This window comes from Paenibacillus sp. Y859 (genome assembly GCF_056786405.1).
The window spans coordinates 1-25,042 of record NZ_JBXCIZ010000001.1; the positions used below are offsets into that span (position 1 = coordinate 1).

At 39.7% G+C, this 25,042-nt stretch carries 27 protein-coding genes and 3 pseudogenes; 8 read left to right on the forward strand and 22 right to left on the reverse strand.

Annotated features, from left to right (window positions below; genetic code table 11):
- Window positions 1-412: 412 nt before the first annotated feature.
- Both AC1TO8_RS00005 and AC1TO8_RS00010 read right to left on the reverse strand, forming a co-directional pair.
- Window positions 413-1,969, reverse strand: a complete 1,557-nt coding sequence (locus AC1TO8_RS00005) for an ABC-F family ATP-binding cassette domain-containing protein (RefSeq protein WP_482053589.1) — start codon at window positions 1,967-1,969, stop codon at window positions 413-415.
- A gap of 93 nt (window positions 1,970-2,062) precedes the next feature.
- Window positions 2,063-3,136, reverse strand: coding sequence for an LLM class flavin-dependent oxidoreductase (locus AC1TO8_RS00010; protein WP_482053590.1), 1,074 nt, complete (start codon window positions 3,134-3,136; stop codon window positions 2,063-2,065).
- Window positions 3,137-3,299: 163 nt separating this feature from the next.
- On the opposite strand from AC1TO8_RS00010, the gene AC1TO8_RS00015 reads away from it, so the two are divergent.
- Window positions 3,300-3,941 carry a transmembrane-type terpene cyclase gene (locus AC1TO8_RS00015; RefSeq protein ID WP_482053591.1) on the forward strand — a complete coding sequence of 214 codons (642 nt, stop codon included), beginning with the start codon at window positions 3,300-3,302 and terminating at the stop codon, window positions 3,939-3,941.
- Between the two features lie 51 nt (window positions 3,942-3,992).
- Here the strand turns inward: AC1TO8_RS00015 and AC1TO8_RS00020 are convergent, their stop codons facing one another.
- From AC1TO8_RS00020 to AC1TO8_RS00035, 4 genes are all read right to left on the reverse strand, one after another.
- Entirely contained in the window at window positions 3,993-5,588 is a 1,596-nt protein-coding gene (locus AC1TO8_RS00020; RefSeq protein WP_482053592.1) for an alkaline phosphatase family protein, read from the reverse strand.
- A 162-nt stretch (window positions 5,589-5,750) separates the two neighbouring features.
- Window positions 5,751-5,951, reverse strand: a complete 201-nt coding sequence (locus AC1TO8_RS00025; RefSeq protein WP_482053593.1) for a CHRD domain-containing protein — start codon at window positions 5,949-5,951, stop codon at window positions 5,751-5,753.
- Window positions 5,952-6,177: 226 nt separating this feature from the next.
- Window positions 6,178-6,918: a type I methionyl aminopeptidase gene (gene map / locus AC1TO8_RS00030; protein ID WP_482053594.1), complete on the reverse strand. Its 741-nt coding sequence runs from the start codon at window positions 6,916-6,918 to the stop codon at window positions 6,178-6,180.
- Between the two features lie 105 nt (window positions 6,919-7,023).
- Window positions 7,024-7,320 (reverse strand): ArsR/SmtB family transcription factor, encoded by a 297-nt coding sequence (locus tag AC1TO8_RS00035; protein WP_482053595.1) that lies wholly within the window; start codon window positions 7,318-7,320, stop codon window positions 7,024-7,026.
- 467 nt (window positions 7,321-7,787) lie between these two features.
- Here AC1TO8_RS00035 and AC1TO8_RS00040 point away from each other — a divergent pair, with 467 nt between their 5' ends.
- A complete protein-coding gene (locus tag AC1TO8_RS00040) occupies window positions 7,788-8,060 on the forward strand; it encodes a transposase (RefSeq protein WP_482053596.1) in 273 nt (90 codons plus the stop codon).
- Window positions 8,061-8,090: 30 nt separating this feature from the next.
- On the opposite strand, the gene AC1TO8_RS00045 is transcribed toward AC1TO8_RS00040, so the two are convergent.
- The 4 genes from AC1TO8_RS00045 to AC1TO8_RS00060 all read right to left on the reverse strand — a co-directional run bounded on the left by AC1TO8_RS00045 (window position 8,091) and on the right by AC1TO8_RS00060 (window position 11,286).
- Window positions 8,091-9,134 carry a phosphotransferase gene (locus AC1TO8_RS00045; protein WP_482053597.1) on the reverse strand — a complete coding sequence of 348 codons (1,044 nt, stop codon included), beginning with the start codon at window positions 9,132-9,134 and terminating at the stop codon, window positions 8,091-8,093.
- Window positions 9,135-9,522: 388 nt separating this feature from the next.
- Window positions 9,523-10,278 (reverse strand): class I SAM-dependent methyltransferase, encoded by a 756-nt coding sequence (locus tag AC1TO8_RS00050; RefSeq protein ID WP_482053598.1) that lies wholly within the window; start codon window positions 10,276-10,278, stop codon window positions 9,523-9,525.
- A 327-nt stretch (window positions 10,279-10,605) separates the two neighbouring features.
- The gene (locus AC1TO8_RS00055) at window positions 10,606-10,959 is read right to left on the reverse strand and encodes a GNAT family N-acetyltransferase (protein WP_482053599.1); all 354 of its coding nucleotides are present in this window, start codon (window positions 10,957-10,959) and stop codon (window positions 10,606-10,608) included.
- A gap of 18 nt (window positions 10,960-10,977) precedes the next feature.
- Window positions 10,978-11,286, reverse strand: coding sequence for a hypothetical protein (locus AC1TO8_RS00060; RefSeq protein WP_482053600.1), 309 nt, complete (start codon window positions 11,284-11,286; stop codon window positions 10,978-10,980).
- Between the two features lie 122 nt (window positions 11,287-11,408).
- On the opposite strand from AC1TO8_RS00060, the pseudogene AC1TO8_RS00065 reads away from it, so the two are divergent.
- Window positions 11,409-11,546: pseudogene (locus AC1TO8_RS00065) on the forward strand (aminoglycoside phosphotransferase family protein); the annotation flags it as partial.
- A 72-nt stretch (window positions 11,547-11,618) separates the two neighbouring features.
- On the opposite strand, the gene AC1TO8_RS00070 reads toward AC1TO8_RS00065, so the two are convergent.
- A complete protein-coding gene (locus AC1TO8_RS00070; protein ID WP_482053601.1) occupies window positions 11,619-12,158 on the reverse strand; it encodes a GNAT family N-acetyltransferase in 540 nt (179 codons plus the stop codon).
- Window positions 12,159-12,320: 162 nt separating this feature from the next.
- Here AC1TO8_RS00070 and AC1TO8_RS00075 point away from each other — a divergent pair, with 162 nt between their 5' ends.
- A complete protein-coding gene (locus AC1TO8_RS00075) occupies window positions 12,321-12,821 on the forward strand; it encodes a LysR family transcriptional regulator substrate-binding protein (protein WP_482053602.1) in 501 nt (166 codons plus the stop codon).
- A 171-nt stretch (window positions 12,822-12,992) separates the two neighbouring features.
- Here AC1TO8_RS00075 and AC1TO8_RS00080 read toward each other — a convergent pair whose 3' ends face one another.
- Complete coding sequence (locus tag AC1TO8_RS00080) at window positions 12,993-13,460, reverse strand: hypothetical protein (protein WP_482053603.1); 468 nt, start codon at window positions 13,458-13,460, stop codon at window positions 12,993-12,995.
- A gap of 685 nt (window positions 13,461-14,145) precedes the next feature.
- Between AC1TO8_RS00080 and AC1TO8_RS00085 the strand changes: the two genes are divergently transcribed.
- On the forward strand, window positions 14,146-14,853 hold the full coding sequence (locus AC1TO8_RS00085) for a MerR family transcriptional regulator (protein ID WP_482053604.1): 708 nt from the start codon (window positions 14,146-14,148) through the stop codon (window positions 14,851-14,853).
- A 6-nt stretch (window positions 14,854-14,859) separates the two neighbouring features.
- On the opposite strand, the gene maa is transcribed toward AC1TO8_RS00085, so the two are convergent.
- Both maa and AC1TO8_RS00095 read right to left on the reverse strand, forming a co-directional pair.
- Complete coding sequence (gene maa / locus AC1TO8_RS00090; protein WP_482053605.1) at window positions 14,860-15,417, reverse strand: maltose O-acetyltransferase; 558 nt, start codon at window positions 15,415-15,417, stop codon at window positions 14,860-14,862.
- A 42-nt stretch (window positions 15,418-15,459) separates the two neighbouring features.
- Window positions 15,460-15,863, reverse strand: a pseudogene (locus tag AC1TO8_RS00095) (hypothetical protein); the annotation flags it as partial.
- Between AC1TO8_RS00095 and AC1TO8_RS00100 the strand changes: the two are divergent.
- Window positions 15,850-16,023 (forward strand): annotated as a pseudogene (locus AC1TO8_RS00100) (IS1595 family transposase); the annotation flags it as partial. The pseudogenes AC1TO8_RS00095 and AC1TO8_RS00100 overlap by 14 nt on opposite strands.
- A 25-nt stretch (window positions 16,024-16,048) precedes the next feature.
- Here AC1TO8_RS00100 and AC1TO8_RS00105 read toward each other — a convergent pair.
- On the reverse strand, window positions 16,049-16,264 hold the full coding sequence (locus AC1TO8_RS00105; RefSeq protein WP_482053606.1) for a hypothetical protein: 216 nt from the start codon (window positions 16,262-16,264) through the stop codon (window positions 16,049-16,051).
- Window positions 16,265-16,325: 61 nt separating this feature from the next.
- On the reverse strand, window positions 16,326-17,219 hold the full coding sequence (locus AC1TO8_RS00110) for a hypothetical protein (RefSeq protein WP_482053607.1): 894 nt from the start codon (window positions 17,217-17,219) through the stop codon (window positions 16,326-16,328).
- A 157-nt stretch (window positions 17,220-17,376) separates the two neighbouring features.
- Between AC1TO8_RS00110 and AC1TO8_RS00115 the strand changes: the two genes are divergently transcribed.
- Entirely contained in the window at window positions 17,377-18,243 is an 867-nt protein-coding gene (locus AC1TO8_RS00115) for a pentapeptide repeat-containing protein (RefSeq protein WP_482053608.1), read from the forward strand.
- Between the two features lie 140 nt (window positions 18,244-18,383).
- Here the strand turns inward: AC1TO8_RS00115 and AC1TO8_RS00120 are convergent, their stop codons facing one another.
- The 4 genes from AC1TO8_RS00120 to AC1TO8_RS00135 all read right to left on the reverse strand — a co-directional run bounded on the left by AC1TO8_RS00120 (window position 18,384) and on the right by AC1TO8_RS00135 (window position 22,154).
- A complete protein-coding gene (locus tag AC1TO8_RS00120) occupies window positions 18,384-18,623 on the reverse strand; it encodes a DUF896 domain-containing protein (RefSeq protein ID WP_482053609.1) in 240 nt (79 codons plus the stop codon).
- A 52-nt stretch (window positions 18,624-18,675) separates the two neighbouring features.
- Complete coding sequence (locus AC1TO8_RS00125) at window positions 18,676-19,668, reverse strand: LLM class flavin-dependent oxidoreductase (protein ID WP_482053610.1); 993 nt, start codon at window positions 19,666-19,668, stop codon at window positions 18,676-18,678.
- 51 nt (window positions 19,669-19,719) lie between these two features.
- Entirely contained in the window at window positions 19,720-20,202 is a 483-nt protein-coding gene (locus AC1TO8_RS00130; protein ID WP_482053611.1) for an RrF2 family transcriptional regulator, read from the reverse strand.
- A gap of 542 nt (window positions 20,203-20,744) precedes the next feature.
- On the reverse strand, window positions 20,745-22,154 hold the full coding sequence (locus AC1TO8_RS00135) for a protoporphyrinogen oxidase (protein WP_482054452.1): 1,410 nt from the start codon (window positions 22,152-22,154) through the stop codon (window positions 20,745-20,747).
- Window positions 22,155-22,498: 344 nt separating this feature from the next.
- Here AC1TO8_RS00135 and AC1TO8_RS00140 point away from each other — a divergent pair, with 344 nt between their 5' ends.
- On the forward strand, window positions 22,499-23,260 hold the full coding sequence (locus AC1TO8_RS00140; RefSeq protein ID WP_482053612.1) for a glucose 1-dehydrogenase: 762 nt from the start codon (window positions 22,499-22,501) through the stop codon (window positions 23,258-23,260).
- A gap of 142 nt (window positions 23,261-23,402) precedes the next feature.
- Here the strand turns inward: AC1TO8_RS00140 and AC1TO8_RS00145 are convergent, their stop codons facing one another.
- Complete coding sequence (locus AC1TO8_RS00145) at window positions 23,403-24,314, reverse strand: ROK family protein (RefSeq protein WP_482053613.1); 912 nt, start codon at window positions 24,312-24,314, stop codon at window positions 23,403-23,405.
- Window positions 24,315-24,326: 12 nt separating this feature from the next.
- Window positions 24,327-25,001 carry an N-acetylmannosamine-6-phosphate 2-epimerase gene (locus AC1TO8_RS00150; protein ID WP_482053614.1) on the reverse strand — a complete coding sequence of 225 codons (675 nt, stop codon included), beginning with the start codon at window positions 24,999-25,001 and terminating at the stop codon, window positions 24,327-24,329.
- Between the last annotated feature and the right edge of the window lie 41 nt (window positions 25,002-25,042).

Sequence of the window (25,042 nt, forward strand, 5' to 3'; positions counted from 1 at the left end):
CTTATAAAGTTTTATGATTTTATCTTCTTTGTATTCGAAAATGTCAGCCGTCCTACCCTGTCCAATATGGTTCAAATTTATCCTCCTCGAACAAACTATTATTTATATGTGGTTTGGCAATATTGCGTATAACTACTAATCCACGAACTCGTTTATCCCTCTTATACAGCTGTATATACGAGTTCGCTTATCCACCCTCCACAGAGTGATAGACGAAGCTATTCATGATCACTCCATATTATACCATCTGACTGGCTTTGTAAGCAGTAAATATCTTACAGATGGATATAGTTGTAAATTTTGGTTGTTTGAGATCTTGTATGTGAAGTGTTACTAGCTTAGATATTCACGCAACAAATAAAAGCCCATGGATGCGTAACGTATTGCGTTAGCATTCCATAGGCTTTTACATTTAAAATACTTTCGTCGTCCACGATTCGCAATTCCATATGTCTGTTGCGACGTCTTGGTAGAATTCGGGTTCGTGAGAAATTAGTAGAATACTTCCTTTGTATGCTTTCAAAGCACGCTTGAGTTCTTCTTTCGCATCCACATCCAAGTGATTCGTCGGCTCATCTAGTACGAGTATATTCGATTCACGATTGATGAGCTTGCACAAACGTACTTTGGCTTTTTCTCCCCCGCTCAGAACAGCGATCTTACTCTCAATATGCTTCGTCGTTAGACCGCATTTCGCAAGCGCAGCACGTACTTCGTATTGTGTCAGGGATGGGAACGTCTCCCATATTTCCTCGATACATGTATTATAGTTACCTTCCTTCATCTCTTGCTCGAAATAGCCAACCTCTTGGTTATAACCAAGCTCTATTGAGCCAGCCAATGCGGGGATTTCACCTAAAATACTGCGTAACAAAGTCGTTTTCCCGATTCCATTCGCACCGACAAGTGCTATTTTCTGTCCACGTTCCATCTGCAGATCCAGTGGTCGAGATAATGGACTATCATAACCAATGACAAGTCCTTTTGCTTCAAATATAGTTTTCCCGGCCGTTTTTCCATCTTTGAAGTTAAATTGCGGCTTCGGTTTGTCCTTCGAAAGTTCGATGACATCCATCTTGTCGAGCTTCTTTTGTCTAGACATCGCCATATTGCGAGTGGCTACACTAGCCTTATTGCGAGCAACAAAGTCTTTCAGTTCTGAAATCTCTTGCTGTTGCCGAGTATAAGCGGATTCAAGTTGCTGTTTCCGCATCTCATACACTTGTTGGAATTGATCATAATCGCCAACATAACGAGTTAGTTTTTGATTTTCCATATGGTAGATTAGGTTAATAACACTGTTCAAGAAGGGCATATCATGTGAGATTAGAATAAAAGCATTCTCATACTCTTGAAGATAGCGTCTTAGCCATTCAATATGCTGCTCATCCAGATAGTTCGTAGGCTCATCGAGGAGTAGAATATCTGGCTTTTCTAGCAATAGCTTAGCAAGCAAAATTTTCGTACGTTGACCACCGCTAAGATCATTCACATCACGATCGAGTCCGATATCTGTAATTCCTAAACCTCGTGCCGTCTCCTGTACCTTCGCATCAATCATATAGAAATCTTGGCTTGTTAATGTATCTTGGATTGTACCTACTTCTTCAAGCAGCTTCTCCAGCTCTTCTGGTGTAACATCACCCATTCTACCATACATATCGTTCATCTCTTGCTCAAGATCGAATAAGTATTGGAATGCACCTCGTAATACATCTTGAATCGTAGACCCTTTGGTCAGATCAGCATGCTGATCGAGGTAACCGACTCGCACTCTTTTGGACCATTCTACCTTGCCTTCATCCGGTTGCAGCTTATCTGTAACAATGTTCATGAAAGTGGATTTACCTTCGCCATTCGCACCGATTAATCCGATGTGCTCGCCTTTTAGCAGGCGGAAAGAAACATCTTTGAAGATTGCACGATCTCCAAAGCCATGACTTAATCCTTCAACATTTAATATACTCATGAATAGACACCTTTTTCATATATTTTTCTCGTTATATTATAAGCATGATTAAGATAAAACTCAATGGATAAGTAAATATTCATCCTATTTAGATTAGTGGCTTGTTTCCCTCCGAACAACTGGTGCAACCTCCGTTGCCAATAATTCTATGCTCTTAGCAACTTTGTCGAAAGGAATACCTCCAATATCAAGTTGCATCATAAAGCGTTGATGTCCAAACAACTCATACTGGTGTAGAATTTTCTCAATAATTTGTTGTGGGCTACCCACAAATAAAGCAGTATCCGGACTAGCCATTTGCTCGAACTCAGCACGAGACATCTTTAACGCAGCTTTACCAAGTTGATCATCCACATATTTACGATAATTTGAATAATAAGGGTAGTACTCCTCTTTAGCTTGCTGAGTAGTTGTAGATATGTAGCCATGCCCTGTAATACCGACCTTTAGATTCATCATATCGTGGCCACTTTCTATTCCGGCTGAACGATAAGTATCCACAAGCGATTTAAATCGGATCGAGTCGCCTCCAAGGATGGCCAAAGCCATGCCAGTTCCCATTCTTCCTGCTCGTTCTGCACTTTCAAGTGTGCCACCCACACCAATCCAGATCGGTATTTGCTCTTGGAGTGGTCGAGGTGCGATTTCAACTTCACTTAGTGTGGATCGGAATTGACCCTGCCAAGATATTGTCTCATTATTATTTAATTGTTGAAATAACTCAAAATTCTCATTAAATAGTTCATTATAGTCATTTAAACTATACCCAAAGAGCGGAAAGGATTCCAGGAAAGCCCCACGACCGGCGATAATTTCAGCTCGTCCATTCGATAGCAAATCCAAAGTGGCATACTCCTCGAACAATCGTACAGGATCTACCGTGCTTAACACGGTTGTAGCGCTCGTGAGTCTAATTCTCTTCGTTATTTGGGCAATAGCAGCCAAGACCACTGATGTCGCTGACACCGCATAATCTAAACGATGATGTTCTCCGATTCCCAATACATCTAGCCCTGCCTCATCAGCCAGCTTGGACGCTTTCAGAATCTCTTGTAGTCGTTGTTGAGCACTAATGGTTTTGCCACTTCGTGGATCGGGCACGATATCTCCTAGCGTGTAAATCCCAATCTCAATACCCTTATGTTTCTTTTGTGTGATTGCGTCCATTTATGCCTTCCTCCATTTATAATAACTTCTCGTTTATTCTAATTGTAACATGCTCCTCATGATGGTCTAGATAGATTGTATGTTTCATATAAATAGACAAGCCAATATACATATTCTAAATGGCTGAAAACTTTTTTTTATGAAAAGGATGCGATTACCTCATATGACTCATCTATTACCGCTAAAAGTAGAATATCTTCTTATGTTTGGAATAGCTCTATTCTGGTCTATTGCCTATGTTCTCATTATTTATAAAGGGTTTAAGGATCAATCCTGCGGAATGCCACTAGCCGCTATATGCGCAAACATGACTTGGGAGTTTCTATTAACCTTTATTATACCGTTTCACCCGCTTCAGCAAATCGTAACCTTGGTGTGGTTCCTATTAGACTGTATCATTCTACTCCAATTTCTCTATTATTCTAAAAAGACTTATCCAAAACGTACACTTTACGTTTCTGTCTTCTCTTTAATGGTCATAGCTCTTCTATTGCAGTATGGCATGACCGTTGAATTTCATGATGCAATGGGACTTTATTCGGCCTTTGGCATCAATCTACTGATGTCCATCTTATTCATACGAATGCTATTGACTAAGGATCTGCAAGGTCAATCTCTATCTATCGCTTACTTCAAAATGATAGGCACCTTATGCGCTTCGATCCTCTGCTATTCGTTCTATCCGCATTCTCTTTTATTAACGATGATGTATATTCTAATATTTATACTAGACGTTGTGTACACCCTACTGATCTATAATAAATCAATCACAATTGTTCAAAAATCGGCTATCTACATAGAATGAATGAAAGGCGAGAAGTGTAAACTTTAATTCAATCTAGCGATAGATAGCCATTTATTGTTCCTTTGTTAGAAGCTTAAGCAGAAATAATTTCAAATCAATGATCCGCAAATATTGCGGCTTTTGATCAGTCCCACTCACGATAAGTGGAACCAGGGATTCCATTTGACCAAGAGCTCCATGACCTCCACCGCCTTTGTGCGTTGGTGAGCTTCTGTCTGCTAATTCATAACCAGCCTTTGCGGTAACTACCAAAAATTGTCCAGGGTGAGAATGTAAAGCTCCTGATAACCGTTGCAGTGCATCCGGATATTGACCATAGTTCAATGTATGATGCTGAGCGTTTATTTTCAAATCCAACACCTCTACATCTTGTTCAACCGTCCATTTCTGTTGATAAGGATCGATCAACTTTCCATTGGCTTTAAATCTGAGCTCTTTGGAGGTTTCACCTTGAATGGCGTAAATCCACTCCTTTTCTTTCCATGAAATGATATCGATGCGTGGATCAGCTTTTAATAAATAGGCAATGTCTCTAAGCTTGTCCGCTTTAAGATGATAGACATAAGCCATAGTTTCATTAACGGCAAGCACGATTTCTGTTTCGTCCGTTACTGATTCGCCCTGACGCAACACGTTATAGTCTTTTAAAATGGAAGACAATTCGATAACCGGGTTATCTTCGGCAGACAATATTGGGGTCATTCCACTATCTCCAACGATAACAAAAATCGCTTTGTTCAAAGCTTCTTCCGGTGAACCAAAGCTTTGCAATAAAGATTGAAGCTGTCTATCGACTTCCTTTACTCCGTCAAGCTCCGAAGGGCCATTCTTATGAATCTTTTGATCTAAATCAGGTAAATAAACATATAAAAAATCAGGTAATTTATTTTCATTTACTAAATAATTGGCAGTTTCAATGGCATATTGGTTATTTAATCCCATGCGATGGGTTAACCCATCAGGCAGTTTTTCAATCCCTTTAAGCGGATCAGACAATGCACCCAACGCTAAATAATCCGGTCCTTTTACAGGAATTGATTGTGGTAAAGATGTTGGACCTTGAATCCAGGGAGGAATGGATAACGTATGATCAACGGTGCCCCGGTAGATCAACCCGTTAATACTACCGGATTTCATCCCAAGTCTGCTTAAGTCTTCGTAAATAGTAGGTAGTTGTCGGTTTAAGTGCCTACCATTCAAGTTAACTAACGCATCAACTAATACCGGGTCAACTCCATGTTTGATAATCTCCATCGGTCCGGTTCCATAATTAATGAGTTTCTTTTCTTTCGTCGAATACCATGTCAAACCAGGTACACGATGACCATCTGGATATGTTCCTGTAACCAAAGAACTATCAATCGTCACAGACATGGTGGGAAAAGAACTGACTACATCCTTATAATATTGGCCATGACTCACCAATAATTGTAAGGTAGGAAGTTCGTTTTGTGCTATGCCTTTATCAATAGCTTGAGCCATTAAAGAATCGACCACCAATAGGATAACTTTCTTTGTATTTACACTGTCTATGGATTTTACTCGGACTAAATCTTGTTCTTTCTGTGCTAAATTCGACTTTTGACATCCAGAAGCTGCCATCAAAATAGAGATCAGCAGCAGAAACAAACTCATTTTTTTTCGCATGAATAAAGTTCACCAACCTATCTATCAATTTGCTTATTATGTATATGCTGTTCCATACGCTAACTTTTATACATGCTCATGCTCCCTGCTTGCCGATTACTTTATTCAGCATAGGCAAGGACTCGGCTCAGTTTATGTTCTTTTTTATGTCGATACTTTCAATTACTTGTTGATTTGTCCTCGAATTTCACCGTCTGGATGCTCTACGTTATGCACGTTAACATAAGTGTTCCCAGTTCTGATCTCCCGGATTAAATCAGAGAGAGTTTTACCTTGTAGAGGACCGACCAGATCACGGCTATTCAGAACGCCTCTCACAACACCACGTCTAACTGAAATGCCAAATTTGCTCGGACCGAACAAGAAAGCTCTAAAGATGCTGATAATTCTTCACTCCTCTCTTTTTACGATACTCTACAAAAAAAACTCATCTGCAATTTATTATTGCAAATGAGTTTTCTTCACTAACTGCCATCTAGCTCTGTATTAAAATATCGCTTGTTTCAATCATTCAAATTTAATTATTGTCCTCAAAGAATTGGTATATTGCCATCAATTCTTGTTTATTTAACTCACGAATATGTTTGAATTAAAGTGTGACAATAATCGGACCATCTTTAGTAAGGATAATCGTATGTTCCAATTGAGCTACATAGCTTTTTTTTGTAGCATAGGTCCAGCCGTCTTCTTTTTGGAATACTTCTTCTTCAAAGGTTGAGATAAATGGTTCGAATGCGATAACCATGCCTTCCTTTAATAATTCATCATCCGATGTATCATTATAGTTATAAATATGGTCAGGTGCTTCGTGTATTGCACGTCCAACGCCATGTCCTGTAAGGTTTTTGATAACAGTTAATCCATGCTGTCTCGCTGTTTGGAATACTACTTTTCCGATTCTACTTTTTTTGGAACCGGGTTTTGCTTTCTGAAGACCTGCTTCAAATGCCAGTTTAGCAACGTCGCATATTTTCGTTAATATTTCTTCTCCTTCGCCTACTACAAACGAGATTCCTGTATCTGCGAAATAACCGTTCTTGGAGCCAGAAACATCTATATTTACTAGATCCCCTTCATGAACAACCCGTTGACTCGGAATACCATGTGCCACTTCTTCATTAACACTAATGCAAGTATAGCCAGGAAAATCATATTCACCTTTTGGAGCTGAGACTGCCCCTGCTTTCTCTAACATCTCTCCAGCTATTTCATCAAGTTCTTTGGTAGTTATGCCAGGAGTTGTTCTTTGTACCAATTCGTCCCTAATGGAAGCGACAATTTTGCCAATTTCCTTCAAACCAATAAAATCTTCTTCTGTTTTTGCAATCATTTTATCCTACCTCATTATTATCTTTTATTATCAATTTCTAGAGCATGAAGAAATTATTATTGCAGTTATGCTAACACTTTTCCGAGCTGATCACCCATAATAGTTTTAGTTTGACCATTCTTTCCAGAATCCTTCGTAAAAAGATACCCAATCTTGAATTTCTTGTAGCGGAGTGGCATTCAATCGATACTTCGTTTCTCTACCAACAATTCGAGCAATGACGAGATCAGCATCTTTAAGAATAGCCAAATGCTTAGAAACTGCTGTACGACCTATCTGAAAATGAGCCGTTATCTCATGTAGAGGTAATTCTTCAACATCTGCCAATATTTGAAGTAATTGTCGCCTTGTTGGATCGGCAACAGCGTCATAAACATCTCTCACCTGATTCTTTTCGTTCAAAATCACCCCTCCACCTTTTCATTAATATTTCCTGAGATGTCATCGTTTATCAATCATAATTACGTAATAATACATCTTTTATTGTCTTTAAATTATAGGACACCAAAAGGTGTCATGTCAATTGACCTCTGCTCTTTTTTGAAATAATCATAAATCGTTTTGAGCATCATACTCAAAAGACTGGATATCAGTAAACCCAGCTACGTTCAATTCCTCAATATATCTATTTTTAAAAGTTCCATCCAGGTATGCTAGAGAACAACAGTATTTTGTTACTCGTATCAAAGAAAATGTCATGCTTGCATAGCCTCATTCGTTAAAACACTAATCCGTTAAAGACTCGAATGTAACGAAAGATATCACTTGCTACTTAGGATCATCGCAGTGTCAGTCAGAACTTCGTCACCGTGTGGTGATGTTCCAAGATAACAATCAAAATGAGATTCGTGTTGTCACCAATCTCATGCATGTATCCTGAACAAATCGCTGACATGTACAAGGCACATTGGGGCATCGAAGTGTTTTTTAGATGGATTAAGCAAAACTTAAATATTCCTGTTCTTTTTGGCACGACAAAGAATGCCGCATTTAATCAACTGTTCGCAGCACTCATGACATACGTGCTTTTAACGTGGTTATATGCAATAATACAGCGGCAGCCTGGACGTAACAATAAGTCCTGGACTGCCGCTGTATTATTATATAACTATCATTTCCATACAGACATATACTTCTTTTGATATTTGCTATCTTCTTCTATCTCTCACTCATCATTGACTCGCTGCTTCATCTGCATCAATTTCTGATAACCAATCTATACAAACAGGAATGAAATCAGCATAGTTATGAATAGCATGTATTGTTTTAATTACTTCACTCGTTCCAAGTTCTTGTTCCGTATCATCCGTACATTCCAGTCTAAGAGAGCGTCTGATATTATAAGCTAACCATGCTAGTTTTCCACTAAAACCATAGTTCAGCACATCATGTAATTGATCTGGAATCTCACCCCCATGATTCCTATAGGAACGAATTAGAGTACAGAAAGCATCTTTACTTACACTACCCTCTTCAAATCCTGACCAATTCAATGCCACATCAATCAGTTCTTGTGTTGGATTGGTAGTTCCTGCTGCTTCCCAGTCAATAATAATGGGGAGTTGATTCTCGTCCCATAACACATTCTTTTGGTCTAAATCCCTATGGCTAATAACACTATTGTTCATCAATGATTCCCCAGAGGAATTAGCTAGACCCTCCCAATGATAGAACTTACCCAGGTTATCTAATAGCAAGGATGACCACTCCAAGCTATCATGTTTTCCTTTGTGAGCATAATCATTCCAATCGACTGTTAATGTATCCAATTTTTCATCTTGCTTATCCAGCATAAGTTGAGAGAAATCAATTTTGTGCATCTTTGCAAGGATTTCCCCCATCATTTTACAGCAATCCATATCAATACTCCCAGAGGGTAATGTCTTCCCTTGAACCCATGGGAACAACAAATAATATTGACCATCCACTTCATGCATACAGCTTCCATTCGACACCATTGCCGGAAGTGCGTTAATGCCATTTTCGTACGCCATGTTTGCAACCTTTTCAGAAAAAATATAGTTGTTCATGGCCGTTTCACGTTGCATAATTTGTGGATTTAATGCTTTCACTGCATACTGATCCTTTTCTGTATTCAAATGATACATTCTATGAAGGAAACCGCCAAATACTTGTTCTGGTTCAGTCGTTAACTGCCCTAGATTGAATTTTGCACATAAATCTCCAAAATTTAATCTGTAATTCAAGTTTTCCATCGTTATATACTCCTTTCGCTAAGATTTCTTCTGATTTTTCTTTATAATGAAATTTTTGATAGTAACCATTAGAATTTCGGGTATCAGAACCACGCCTATGAATGCCAGTATAATAAACGGCCATGATGAAATGAAGATTGCGGCCCCCTGACCTTCCTTGGTACGCTCTATTAATAACCACCACGTCGGTACCGCTAAGATCCACATTAAAATGGTAGAGATAAATAAATAGCGTAGATTACCCCACAGTAAACAGAATAAAATCGTAACAATGATAGGGATAAGCCATGAATCTAACGTTTGACTTATGCTTAACATCCAGAAAATGATAACAGGATACAGGAGTGTAATTAAAATTTGAATTTTTTTATTGTTGAGAAAATCCAGTTTAATCTCTGCTCTTTTTTGAAATAATCATAAATCGTTTTGAATTTGTCTTAATTCCTTTTTCAGTTTGATTATCAGCTATAAATTGTTGGAGTGTTTCAAAATCATCATTATACTTCCCAAAGTTCGGAATAATCGGTGTGTGTTTCAGCAAGAAGACTAAATCTTCATATGTTTCAAAATATTCTGTTGCATCATATTCAAAAGACTGAATATCTGTAAATCCGGCTACTTTCAATTCCTCAATATATCTATTTTGTAATGTTCCATCCAAATTGGTATGCTGTCCTCTTCCGAATGCTTGTGCAATATTCAGCTTATCATTTTCACTTACTTGTTGAGTAAGGAATATTCCGTCTGTCATTAACACTTTTGCTACTTCTTTAGCATGAAATGGTGCGTGTCTACACGATACCACATTGAAAAAGTTCTGAGGAAAATCGAGGTTCTCAGCATCCATTTGTACAAATCGTACATTTGTTTTATTGGAACTTTCTAAATGTTGATTGGCAGTTTGGATCATTCCTAAAGAGAGATCAATTCCCACTATATGTGACACCGTATGGGCTATGGATAATAGCGTTTCCCCTCCACCTGTACCTATATCGAGCAATTGATCAGGCTGTTTACATCTTTGGGTTACTTCATTATAGAAATCCCACTGAACTCCTTCGGCTGCAACCTTTACTTTACTGAAATCCCAACCGTTTAATGGTCCGACTTCATCGTAGAATTTCTTATAATCAAATTTGCTCATATCTAATATCCACCTTTCAAATAGTTAAAATGAAAAAGCCAGGATCGATAGAGACTTTAGGTCCCTGTGTCCTGGCTTACAAAAAAGATGTGCCTGACACTTCATCTAAAGTAATCGTTCTCATAGGTCAAAAGGACAGACTTCCCCCTTAACAGCTGGTACGCGTTTTACCCAGCCCGAGAACTAGTTACTTCGAACACAGTGGAGAACCATCCCATTTCACCTCAATTGAAAGTTTCATTAACTATAATGGATAATGGGGTGGAAATACAAGGAAAATTCCGAGAATTCTCAGAGTTATATTTAGGATTCTCAATAGTATATTCGCTAGGCGTCTAATCTACCTTGTATCCGAACTGAATACTGATGCATTGCGCCCGGAAGCCCTTTCCCTCTGAAATCTGGATGGGTCATCACTGTTCCGATTTGAATCGCCTTTTTGTTCAACCCATGGATCACTACATCCATTTGGCTAACAGACACATTGGCAATGATTGCGTCATCTTTAAAAAACGAATAGCAAATATAACGATCATCCCAGAATCCTTTCTCATACCAATCTTCAAAATGGATACCGAAAACTAACGTTGCTAGTTGATTAAAACGATCTCTGTAAACTTTGTTATCTTTATAATCGTAAACTAACTCTATTCCAACCCCTATATTTTCATTAGAAAACATAAGTATTCTCCATCATTGTCACTCTTCCAGCACATCTGCGCCTAATTCACTCGCAACTTCACTCACCATGGGGATGACTGCTTTATTGGTGCCGGATACGTATATATCTCCATCATAATGCCTGAATGGGATCTGAGTATCGTTGTAGCTCCACATGAAGAAATCTCCATTGATGGACATGCTAGTAGCGCCTATGACAGTAAATACGGGTGAATAAGTAAAATCAGGTTTGGACGTGAAATACTGTTTGCACTCCTCCAAAGATATCGTTTGCGCCGAAGCACCATACTCCTGAAACTCTCTTGTAATTCGATAACGTTGACTCATTAAGATTCCTCCAATATATTAGCGTAATAAAAGGCTACCACTAGGGCAACCTTATTCATTTCATAGTTTACATCGAAAAGTATATCATTTCCCTATTTCAAATTACAGCCATATGGTTCTAAGATAAAGGAACTTGGAATCGGGCGCGTGGTTGGGCATTGTGGAAGGCTCTTATAACATATGATCAGAACGACAAAAATTCAAAAATGACATTAGATGCTAGACACACACCGAACATCATTTTGAAAGAGCGTGAATAAGCGAAACCCTCCTAATCAGCCTATTAAATCTAGGTTTTCACGAGATTGGAGGGTTTAATCTATTATAAGAACTTATTCAGAGAAAACGCTTGGATATTCAACAACTCCTGAAACATGAGCGAGTGTATTCTCTTGCAACTCTAATGCCATAAATGCTTCTTCTGGCACTTCAAAAGGTGCTTTTATTCCCCATAATGAAGCCTTTTTGAAGCCAAACTTCGGATAATAATCTGCATGTCCCAGTACAACAATAGAAGGATATCCAAGTTCTTTTGCTCTTCGTAATGCTTCAAGAATCAACATCTTTCCTATACCTTTATTTTGGTAGTTAGGTAAGACTGCAACTGGGGCAAGAGCAAGTGATTCTACACTTTGATCATCATCAACAATTTTTATTTTAGATACAAGAATATGTCCAACGATTTCTTTAGTATCATTACTAATGGCTACTAGAGATAATTCGGGGATAAATACGTCGTCTTTTCTAATTCGAGACACCAATTCATGTTCTGTTTGATCGCTAAGCTCCATATTTGATCTAGCATGCGTTACTTGTATTTTATCATATACAAACCTACGAGTCGTCAGGCTCAAAAGACTCAAAAATGGCAATTGGAATATTTCCTAGATATACCTGTGAATACACCAACAGACTTTGTTCGTGCTCAAATGCTATTGCTGATCTTGCAAATTTGGACTCCGGTCACTTACGTGTAGCTGTATTACCATCGGATCTGGATTATCGATTAACATTCTTACTCATCGATCGATATCATGAATAAAGTGTTGGACAACGAAGTTGATATTGGCGTTGGTTTAGCGATTCAAGCCGATCCCCGACTGAACCACATCCCCTTTTTTACTGAAACGTATAGTCTTTATGTGAATGAAGAACATGACTTAGCAGTGCAGGATATCATTTTTCCTGAAGATTTAACTAAGATTCCTCTAATTATGTATCCTAAGGGCTTTTATGGACGTGATTTAATTGATGATTGGTGCAAGGAGCAAGATATAACTATCCATACCATCATGGAGACGGGATCTGCTACTTCCTTGCTTCAATTGGTCAAAGAAGGCGTTGGAGCTACAATTCAACCAAGTCAATTGATTGAAAGTCTCAACTTCCCAGGTATCCGCGCCATTCCAATCAAGAACTCTCCGATTAGGGAATTGGACATATTTTATCGTAATGATAAATATTCGAGTCGAGCTGCAACAACGTTTATGAAAAGGTTGGAAGTTCTATTTCTAATTATTAGCTTATTAAACTAACGTGTCCCGTTAGCTCAACAAAACTCTTTTACTTGTGTTACGGTTCTCCGCGCTGTCTGTAACGGCAAGTTTTAAGGCCATCCTTTGCGGATGGCCTTTTCTTTAAAATATTAAACAAGCGTTTTCCGCAAAGTGGCAAAAGGTTAACCGTTGATTACGGGGCCCAGGTATTCATTTCGCAACAATCGGCACGAATATATCAGATTGATGATATCCCATTTTCTCTTTGAATATTTTGGGCGTAGTGACATGGGTCATAACGTAACGTTCTGCTTGATCATTCTCGCTTGTTGATAATTCGAAGCAACCGCTTGCCTCTACCCACGAGCGAATGGATGCTTTAGTTTCCTCAGTTGCCTCTTCCTCTGCGTCTTTTGAAGCCGCAATTGCATATAAACCCCCAGGAAAATCGACAACTTCGTATCCACCTGTATCTTCATGTCTTTCCGGCAGTGCAAAAAACCATTCCCAGTACCCTTTCTTGACGTTATACCACATAAAGTCGCGGGGTGTAATATAATGCTTGACATCGATGGATGACCACCATTGGTCGAACGTTTCGAAATCCTCCATAGCCGTTATGTTTCCTGAATTAACGACTTTTAGCGGTGGAATCTCGATTACACGGATTTTCTCCATTTTCATTGACCTCCAAGGATATATGTAGCTTCTTATACATAATATTACGATTTACGGTTGAATTAGGAACTGATATTTGTCACAAGTTGAAAAGGAGGGAAAGTAAATAGATTACATGTAATTTAACTATATTCAATCTCTTAACATTATAACTGATTCAAGTAATTCCTAGAAAATATATTATTTACGTGACCCAGTACCAACGCCCCTTTTGGGAGGGGATTTTCATTTTTCAGGAGGTATGTAAATTGAGAGTCATCAAAACGAAGCAGAAAGTGAAAGCCAATTTTGATTCGCGAAACTTTAAAACTATCCTGCCCGTTAGTTGAATAAGAAACAACATTTATATCGTGAATTTAGATAACCTAAGTGTATTATATGTTGCTGTGTTTTATATTAGATTTGCTTTAGGCAATCGAACAAGTATATTCCTATCGACTTCTGCATCCAAACTCACTCCTTATCCGATTCCTTGGGTATGTTCTTTATAACATTACCCTTTCTCGTGGAGGTTATTCTTTTACTGAATTAATCCTACAACATTCGTGCAAATGATAAGGTTTTTTGAGAATCCCCGCGAGTGAGAAGCAAAAAGTCTATCACAGTACTTTAATCTTTTTATTTAATGTTTGTTTAACACAAGCCTGTTTGGTATAGTGGAAATCTACTTAAGGGGGAACTGGAAATGGAATATTACAAGCCGATTGAGATTGCTAGAGAGCTTGGCATTAGCACAAGTGCTTTGCGACATTATGAATCATGGGGAGTCGTTCCAGCACCTGCTCGCGCTGCGAATGGTTATCGTCTGTATACAGATCTGCACTTAGCTTACTTTCGTTGCCTCCGAACAATGTTTCCTGGATTTGGTGTCGCGATCACTTGTGACGTACTTCGCCACATTCAGAACGGTGATTTGGATACCGCCTTCTGGCTCATCAACAAAGAACAATCCAATCTACAACAAGAAAAAGGGGTTGCCGATCAGACCCTTGAATTGCTACAGCATACTGAACTTCCACTCATTTCAAATAAAAAGATGAACAACCATATGACCATCGGTGAAGTCGCTCAGATAACGGATGTACAAGAGTCAGCCATTCGACATTGGGAAAAAGAAGGATTACTATCACCACAACGAAATCCTGAGAATGGATACCGTATCTTCACTCCACTACATATACGACAAATTTTACTCATTCGCACATTGCGTAGGACGGTCTATTTTTTAGAGAATATGAAAGATATTGTTCAGGCCGTAGAACATCAGAGCATTCAACAAGCCAAAAAAGTTACTGAAGAAGCGCTGTTAAGTATCCATCAGCGTAATCGTCAGCAACTTTATGGCGTTCATCAATTAATAGAGTTATGCAAAGTGGTCGAGTTAAATCGGTAGTAACGATTAATCAATCTGTTTGATGACCCTTGCAGGGTTCCCACCTACTACAACGTTATCTGGGACATCTTTTGTAACGACGGCACCGGAAGCAATCACGACATTATTACCTATCGTAACTCCAGGGTTGATGACAGCTCTCCCGCCAATCCAGACGTTATGACCAATCGTTACCGGTTTCCCGTACTCTGCACCCGATATTCTCTCTTGCGCATTCAATGGATGAGTTGCTGTATAAATATGTACACCTGGTGCAAGGAAACAATTATCACCAATTCGAATTTCACAAACATCCAAAAACACACAATCAAAATTAGCATAGAAGTTCTCGCCAACATAAATATTGTAGCCATAATCACAACGAACTGTGGGTTCGATGTATAGATTTTCTCCAGTCGAACCGAACAATTCTTTGAGTAGTTCAGTTCTTTGACTATCATCCGTTTCAAGTGTTTGATTGTATAATCTGACCAGTCTGCGAGCATTTAGTCTATCATTCACTAACACCTCATCGCCTGCATTATATAATTCACCATTCAGCATTTTCTCTTTTTCTGTTATCATTTCTCTGCAACTCCTACTGTTTCATATCATATTCTTGGTTTCTATTTGGTTGATCATTGTTTGGTTTACTTCATCGTTACAAAAAATAACTGTGTGTGGGTTTATGATCGCTGTAAACGAAACTACCAACCGACTAACAGCATCAACCTCTTCTTCCCTTTCTGTTCCGCTACTACTGTTTAAAGCTTGCAGGAAATTCTTATCATCATATTGAGGGACGAATGAAACTTCTCCTGAGAAGAACGTACTTCCCCTGACGACGTTTCCGTTGATCATAATGCCTGCACCAGGTACACCGATTGCTATCGAATGAATCTTGAGATATCGCTCAATCATATCTTCAATATGTTTCGTAAAGCTTTGAACATCATCCATAAGGACACTCGAGGTATTCCCTTGTTCTTTCACTTCCCCCAGCAATTGAATATCGTTTGGATGGAGCGATTTCAAGGGGGTGCAACTGTATATTTGGATAACTACCTTTACTGGTTCCGTTGGCTTGAACTTAGCAAGAACTTAGCATTTGAAAATAGAGTAGAACGGATGCTTATTTCGGCGTGTAGAAAATCGAACAAAGCAACTTTTGAAATGTTTAAAAGTGCATAAAAAGCGGATCCGATATAGAGAGTCGTTAATTAGTATTTTTTAATTTCCGAACAATATAACGCACTAAAATAAGCGTGATGATACATATAACACTTCCTGCAATACTAATACTAAATTCATTTTTTTGAATGGTCATAATTTTTAAGATATCAATATTAAATAAGTGACCTATTAAAGAATACATTAGGATAATTGCCATTGCTACTATATACTCGTTCTTTCTTGTATTTGTTGTCATCATTCGTTCCCCCAATCCTTTTCTATAAGTATTGTACTATAAATTTAAACGTACTTAAGACACTCTATAGTGACCAATCAAGATGATCATCATTTAATTCGATAGATATCAATTCAGGAGGTTTACGAACAATTCTTAATTCAGTTACTATCGTGCTGTTATCAATATTTCCCAAACTATAGCTTTGCAATTCCCACTTATTTTCTTTGAAATGATAATTGGATTCCAATACAGCAAGAGAATTCAGTTGCAAGTCTCCAAACCAGATTAATCTTTTCGTTGTAAAAGTATTGTTATGTAAATCAATAGATGATACTGGATCAACATTCACAGGATTCGACTGGTTTAATACATTTGAATTCAAATGTTTCAATTGATCTGCAACTAATTGTACAGTCCATCTTCGATTGTCCTGAATAGAGATCATCATGAAATCATTGCTAGATGAACGGAATGCTACTGTATAATCTAAATTTATCTCCTCTGATAATGGTGCCTCAATATACTGTCCGTTGTCTTCTACATATACATGCAGAGCATGAACTCCTAAACCTCCATTGACATGCTCATCCGTCTCCACAACAATATCTTGCTTCCCATCTCCCGTTATATCCTCGACATGAATTTGAACTGGATTCATAATATGATAGCCATTAACAACAAACTTTTGGACCAACTTGCCGCTAGAATCCCATATACCTACATATCCTGTATAATCTTGTTCAGGTATACGAGCTAAATTAATAAGTGCAATTGTCGTTCCCTTGGCGGAACCAAACAAATCTGCGTTCTTGCTTATTTTAATCTGAGCACCTTCTTCAATGGTTAATCCATCTACTAAATGGAATTTCTCTTGAGAAATGTTAGCATTCATACCCAGTATGATCACAATTACGCATCCAAGCAAAAGAGTATAAATTTTAAATCGATTCTTTTCCTTCACTAAGCGTTTCTCCATAGAAATCACCACCTCTTCCTTATCTAATAAGACGTTTGTTTGGTATAAAAGTTATAGTCTGATTGACAGAGAAAATATTCAGTACTAGTATATTAAAGTTATAGGTAAATCTACTCTTAGTACATATGTATATATTGAAATAAAGGAGGTTCTCCCATTGTCTGAGACTCACAAATATCCAGAATCCCCCTCCGATAGGAATCGCTCTAGTCTACGATCTGAATGCGAGAACTGCTTCGGCTTGTGCTGTGCCGCACTTCCGTTTGCAGCTTCAGTAGACTTCGCGATCGACAAAGACGCTGGACAGCCCTGCATCAATCTGAAATCAGACTTCCGCTGCGGCGTTCATCAAAACCTTAGGCAGATAGGTTTTCGAGGTTGCACTGTTTATGAATGCTTCGGAGCGGGACAAAAGGTTTCCCATAACACCTTCAGCGGACACGACTGGCAGCAAGCTCCAGAATCCGCCAAGCAAATGTTCGAAGTGTTTCCGATTATGCGGCAACTCCACGAGCTTCTCTGGTATCTGACCGAAGCGTTAACGTTGCAACCAGCTCATTCCATCCATGATGCGCTTAGCTTCGCGCTCGATGAGACGGAACGCCTCACTTACCTCAGCCCCGATGCTATCATGGAACTGGACGTCACAGCACATCGGGCAGATATCAATGCGCTGCTGTTAAGGACCAGCGAACTCGTGCGCTCCGAACAGAAGAATCTGCCTGGACGTAAGAAGTTCCAAGGACGAGGTTCCGATCTCATCGGGGCCAAACTTAAAGGTACCGATCTAAGAGGTGCCAGCTTGAGAGGTGCCTACCTTATTGCCGCTGACCTCAGAAACGCCGACCTAAGAGTTGCTGATCTTATTGGGGCTGATTTCCGAGATGCTGATCTCAGAGGTGCCGATCTTACTACAAGTATCTTTCTCACCCAATCCCAGCTCAACGCAGCGAAGGGCGATAACGCCACCAAATTACCACCTTCACTCACTCGTCCGACGCACTGGTCCACGATTGGGGCATAGGATAGCTACCGTCATTACCTACATGCGACGCAATATACTAGATTCGTCAACAGTCCTTATAAGAGTCCGTGCCATGCAAAAAAAGGGTCTCCCTATGAAGAGAGACCCTTTGTTTATCCATATCTGTGGATAGTAGTTAATTATATCAGCTTGCTATGATCCATTGCCTTTTCTTTCTCTATACGAACTTTATCCGGTGTAACATCATTTCCAAGTGGATCGACTACAGTTAGTCCTGTAATCGTATTGAGAACTTGTCCGCGAATTTCACGTAAATAGTCTTCACGTAATGTCTGTTGCTCCACTCGCTCACTAAGAGTCAGACCTTCTCCACGCTGTTTTCTTGCTAATTCATTAATTCGATCTAAACTTTTAATCATCTTAATCCCTCATTCTTATATATGATTTACTCTATTTCATTATCATCACTTATTATAATAGTTCACGCGCCAATAAACGATAAACTTCCAATCGTTTCTCTTGTGAATGTGGAATGCTACAAATCATAGCTTCACCAAATCCATACTGCTCTTGTTCTTCTTGTAACTTCGTTGCTATTTCTTTCACTGATCCGACAAGATGCAGTTTTCGACCTTCTTTCATTTGCATGCGATCCATTTCGGTCAACGGATACATCTGGGCTTCTTCTGGGGTTAACAATTGTTTGAACTGTCCCTTCATCATCATTAAGCGAAAAAGCTCCTGCGGTAGCGCTTCGAACTCAGCTTCTTCTTTCGTCTCAGCTGTTGTCACCATGTAAGTCACATTAATTTCAGGTTTATCCATAAATGCTGAAGGTTGAAAGTTATTTCTATAAGTATCTAGAATCTCTTTGGTCATAGCACCATTGAAGAACTGTGCAAATGAATACCCCACGCCCATCTCTGCTGCTTTCAGCGCACTACTACCGCTTGAACCTAATAGCCAAGCCTCTGGCAGAACAATTTGGGACGGTATCGCGATCGTTTTATTGTACAAGTTATCTTGTGGTACTTCATCATTGATTAACTTTAATGCAGTATCAAATTTAGTATACATGTCGTTCAACATGAGTTGTCGTCCTTCAGATAAAGCATACATCGCATTGGTATCTCCACCCGGAGCTCGACCCACACCGAAATCAATCCGACCAGGGGAAAAAGCGCTGAGTGTTTTGAACACTTCGGCAAGTTTCAATGGGGAATAATGCATCATCATAACGCCCCCAGTACCGATACGAATATTTCTAGTCTTGGCTGCCAAATGAGCGGCTGTCACTTCAGGAGCTGAACTTGCAAATGAATTTGTACCATGGTGCTCTGCCATCCACATCCGAGTGTATCCCAACTCATCTGCCAATATAGCCAGTTCTTCCGCTTTTTTCAAAGCGCCCTCTGCCGTATTTCCGATAGTAATAGGAGCTTGATCCAATACACTTAATCTCATATGGTTAACTTCCCTTCTCTAACTAATTCATCCTGGCGTTATTATTTCTTTTCACAAGACCATTTTATCGTTAACCCATGATTGTAAAGATTCCATCTTTGTTTTAAAACGGTCCTTGTAACTATCATCGAACATCGATGCAACCGTTTCTCTTTTCAGTACGGATTTCCAAGAAGTTTCAGCTTCTTCCATTAATTCAGTTAATAAGCAACATTGATCTTCATCTTGAAGTTCAAGCATATCGTTAAAAATACCACTTGCAGAATAAAGCGTCTGCTGTCCTTCAATAGCAACGTATATATCGTATATTCGAATTTCTTCAGGTTTCTTCTTTAATTTGAACCCACCTTTTACACCTGGAACGGAAGTAATCAAGTCCGCACTAACTAACTTTCTTAACAGTTTCTGAAAATATGTTGCAGAAGCTCCCAATTGTTGACTGATTGCTTCTCCAGGTAATACTGCTTTATCTGGTAGCATGTTTAACAGAAGAATGGCATACACGGATTGTTCAACGCCTGTTTTCATATGCATGAAGGTCACCTCACTTTTAAGACATAATGACACAATTCATTTCTAACATGGATAATCATTATCTTCTTTATATAGTACAATATGTTTTTACAAAAGTAAACGAATGCTTGAATGAGTTAAAACAAGTAGAAACAGGTGCATCGTCACACCAACTCATTAACAAAGCAACGACCATCTCCTAGTAAAGTGCTGGGAGACGGTCGTTGCTTCACCTTACCTTTATATTAAAGTCAGAATATTCTTCGTTATGGATATGGGCTAATATAAAAGAACGATTCCGAAGAGTCGCTTGTAAATTTCACTATCTTTTTCTTGCCGATTCAGTCCACTTAACAATCAATTACAACTTCAATCGATTTACCTTGTGCGTATTTCAGCCATGGTAAGACCGCTAGCTTTGTAGTCTGCGATACGCTTATTCCATTCTTGTGATGAAGGTGGAATGTATTTAACGCTTACTTGTCTGTTACAATTCAATCCATCCAAGCACGTAAAAAAGCCGGCTTCTGCCAGCTCTAATCATAGATCCTCGACTATAAAATCTAGTGATCAATCCCCGAATTCAAGTGAATCTTCTCAATGATAAGTTCTGCCGTCTTCTCTCCATTCGCAATACAATCTGGAATACCTACACCGTAGTAAGAACATCCAGCGAGGATGACATTAGGATAGCTCTCAGCCATCTTGTTCTCAAGAGACTCTACAATCTGATGATGTCGAATGTGATAATTCGGCATGGTGTTGTGCCATTTCATCACATCGTACGTAATAGGTTCTCCCGTAATACCAAGGCTAATCTGAATGTCTTGTAGAGCCACCTGCTGCAGTTCTTCCTCTGAAAGATTGATCAGCGTATCATAATAAGGCCCTGAACTCTTATAAAAGAGTCTAACGAGCAATCGTTGATGTTCTGATGTATGCTCCCACTTGCGGCTTGTCCACGTACAGGCATGGCATTTCACATCATCACTGTTAGCAGTAATAAATCCTGTTCCATCTGCTGGAAGTTGACTGTCAGGGATATCAAATCCTAGATACACACTAATAAGAGAGCTATTAAGTAACTCATCGAAATCTTCATTTAGATGCTCATCTTGAAGAAGTGCTTGCGCTGTAGAATGCATCGTTCCTAGCACGACCGTATCAGCATCGATAATACGTCCATTAGCAAGAGTTACACGGTATCGATCGTCGTTCTTTTCAACCCGTTCCGCTCCAATCCCCTTAATAATCTCTGTATCAGATAAATGCTGTTCCATTGAATCAATCAAAGTAGATACTCCATCCTTGAAAGACATAAACTTCTTATCGCCTTTTCCTTGGAATGTCGCCTTATTAGCTGATAAACCCTTAATAATACTTCCATATTCATTCTTATAATCGATTAAATAAGGAAGCGTTGATGCAATCGTAAGATCTTCCAATTTGCCAGAGTAGACTCCTGAGAGGACCGGAGATATTTGCTTCTCCACAAGTTCTTTACCTAGAAAAGCTTCTAGAAATTCACCGATAGAGTCATCCTTCGTGAACCTGTCATTCGGAGTGTACAAATCTTTCAGTGCTCTTACCTTTCCTTCGGCAGAGATTAGTTCTGTCTTGGCGAGAGACTCGATACTTAGAGGTATTCCAAAGACACAGTCACTCGGAATTTGTTTCAGTTCACCTTCGGTATAGATATAAGATGTACCTGTTGCGTTATATACGACTTTGTCCTGAAGACCTAGTTCTTCAATCAGGGGAGCGACATTCGTCTTACGAGTTACAATAGAATCAGCACCCGACTCCATTATGAATTCTCCCTCATGTAATGTTCTGATCTTGCCACCTAGTCGATCATTTGCTTCAATCAGTACGATGTTAACATCCAAGTTGTTATTCTTTATCGTTTTCTGTAAATAGTAAGCAGTGGACAATCCTGTTATTCCCCCGCCGATCACGACGACTGTTTTCAAAGCAATGACACCTGCCTTCGTAGTTAATTTCTGTTTCAATACAATTGAGTATATTATAGCATAGCGATTTAGCATGAGTAGCATTCAGATCGTGACATTAATCTGACAAAAAATAATCATTTAACACAACAATAGGTCAGCCGGTTCAGCTCGACTACTTTAGCCATCATACATTATACCCTCTCTGGATCATATCCGGTTCGCCTGTATATGAAATCAATTTGTTGCTTAGACTACATATTACGATAAACTGCACTAACAACGTGGTCTGTTCTTATAGTTATAAACGACATCATGTCGCCATACAACGGGAGAGCCATTTGAGACTAGAAAGGATGATAAATATGAAATTACAAGGAAAAACTGCCGTAATAACAGGTGCAGCATCTGGAATGGGTAAAGAGATGGCAGTCCTATTTGCCAGAGAAGGAGCCCAAGTTGTCGTCGCAGATATCAATGAAACAGCAATAAAATTAGTGGTTGAAGAAATCACTGCAGCTGGAGGGCAAGCCAAAGCTGTCGTTACGAACGTCACTAAGGAAGAAGAAGTAGCACGTATGATTGATACTGCAGTTCAGGGCTACGGAAAACTCGATATACTAGTAAATAATGCCGGCATAATGGATCAGATGTTAACAGCTGAGTCTGTTACGGATGAGATGTGGAACCGAGTGATGGACATTAATGTTACCGGTCCGATGAGAGCAATCCGTAAAGTGATTCCGTTGATGAAAGAACAAGGTCACGGCGTAATTATTAATACTGCCTCTATTGGTGGACTCTTCGGATCCCGGGCAGGCATTGCTTACACTGCATCGAAACATGCTGTCGTCGGTCTCACCAAGAACGTAGGATTCCAGTATGGTACATTTGGCATTCGCTGTAATGCCATTGCCCCGGGCGCTGTCGCTACAAATATTGGCGAGGGAATGACACAAGCCGATCCATATGGAATAGAGCAAGCAATGGTTGGCATGTCATTGCAACGTGGAGAAGCGGCAGATCCTCAAAAAATTGCGACGATTGCCTTGTTCTTAGCTTCTGAAGACGCCAGCTTCATCAACGGCACAGTAATCACTGCTGATGGCGGCTGGACGGCATATTAAACATAGATGCCTACTCTCCTCCAGAAACATAAGCGCAAGTAATCCTTGTAATATGTATGTTCAAGTGAGTTTCATCCCAACCCAGTATCAAATAAAACTAGAGATGAATCAATACATCTCATATCGATTCATCTCTAGTTTATTAATAACGCAACAATGGAAGTCTAGCTGCTCCAATGATACCTGCTTGATTACCTAGAATAGCTGGGGTGATAGCGATGGATTTGTGAGGAGACAAATCTAGCAGAGCTGTTTCCAGACGAGACCACCATATATCTTTGGACGTAATAAGTCCTCCGCCAATTACAATCTTGGCTGGATCAAACATATTCCACAAGGTAATGATTCCATTCGCCAAGTGTGTAACAAACAGATGAATTGCATCCATTGCACGGGAATCCCCTTGTTCGTATCTTTTCATGAGCATATGGCTATTCCAATGTGGATCGATTTCCTTCGCTATTCGACCTAGAGCTGTTCCCGAGACATATTGCTCCAAGCAGCCACTTTGTCCGCAATTACATGGGAGCCCACCAGGCACTAGAATGGTATGTCCGATCTCTCCGGCCCCTCCAAGAACACCGTGTAACATACGCCCTTCATTAACGATCGCTCCTCCAACACCTGTGCCAAGTGTAATTAAAGCAAATGTATCACATTGCTGCGCAGCGCCAACCCATGCTTCACCAATAGCCGCTACATTCACATCGTTCTCTGCATAGACGGGAATATTTGCAGACTCTGCAATTTCATCAGCCAACATGATTCCGGTCCAGCCTGGTAAATTATCAGTCGCATAGATCACCTTACCGGAGACAGGATCAATTCTTCCTGCGGAACCGACACCTATCCCGAGCACTGGTACATCAGTCTGATTGATGAAGGAAGAAACCAAGCCTTTTACATCACGCAAAAGGCCTACACTTCCCTCTTCAATCGGCGTTCTTATTCTTGACTCGCTAAGGAGTATACCCTCAGGGGAGACAAGCCCCCCTTTTATTTCCGTACCGCCTATATCTAACCCTATGAACACACCCGCTTGTTGATTGTTCATTAGCACCTTACCTCACTTTGCATCCTGTAGAGCTGATACATATTGCGCTGTAATGAACTGCGGACGCGTGATGGCAGATCCAACTACAACGAAATGCGCTCCAGATTGTAATGCTTCTCCAGCTTCTTCTGGTGTGCTAATCCCACCTTCTGCAACTGTCGGTACAGTAAGGACCTGTGAAAGTCGACTTACGAGCTCTAGATTCGGGAGCCTAGTTAGACTATAAGGGGTGTAGCCGGATAATGTTGTGGAGATGTAGTCCGCGCCCCATTCCGCAGCCATCAATCCTTCTTCATAGGTTGATATATCTGCCATAACCGGGATGCCTAGATTTTTGAGAGCAGTAATCGTCTGTTGCAGATCCACTCCATCTGGACGAGCACGATTTGTTGCATCGATCGCAACGATACTGGCCCCGGCATGATATACAGCGATAGCATCTTCTACTGTAGGCGTAATGTATACATCAAAACCGTCATAATCCTTTTTCCATAAACCGATAATCGGAAGATTTATCTCACTTCGAATAGCAGCGATATCTTCCGGACTATTAGCCCTAATTCCTACCGCCCCGCCTTCTTGGGCTGCTCTAGCCATGGCTACCATATGATGAGAACCATGTAACGGCTCATGAGATAGTGCTTGGCAAGATACAATAAGACCATTCTTCTCGATTAGACTATTCACAGACGACTCTCCCTACTTTCTTATATGGTGTGTTCAAAAGA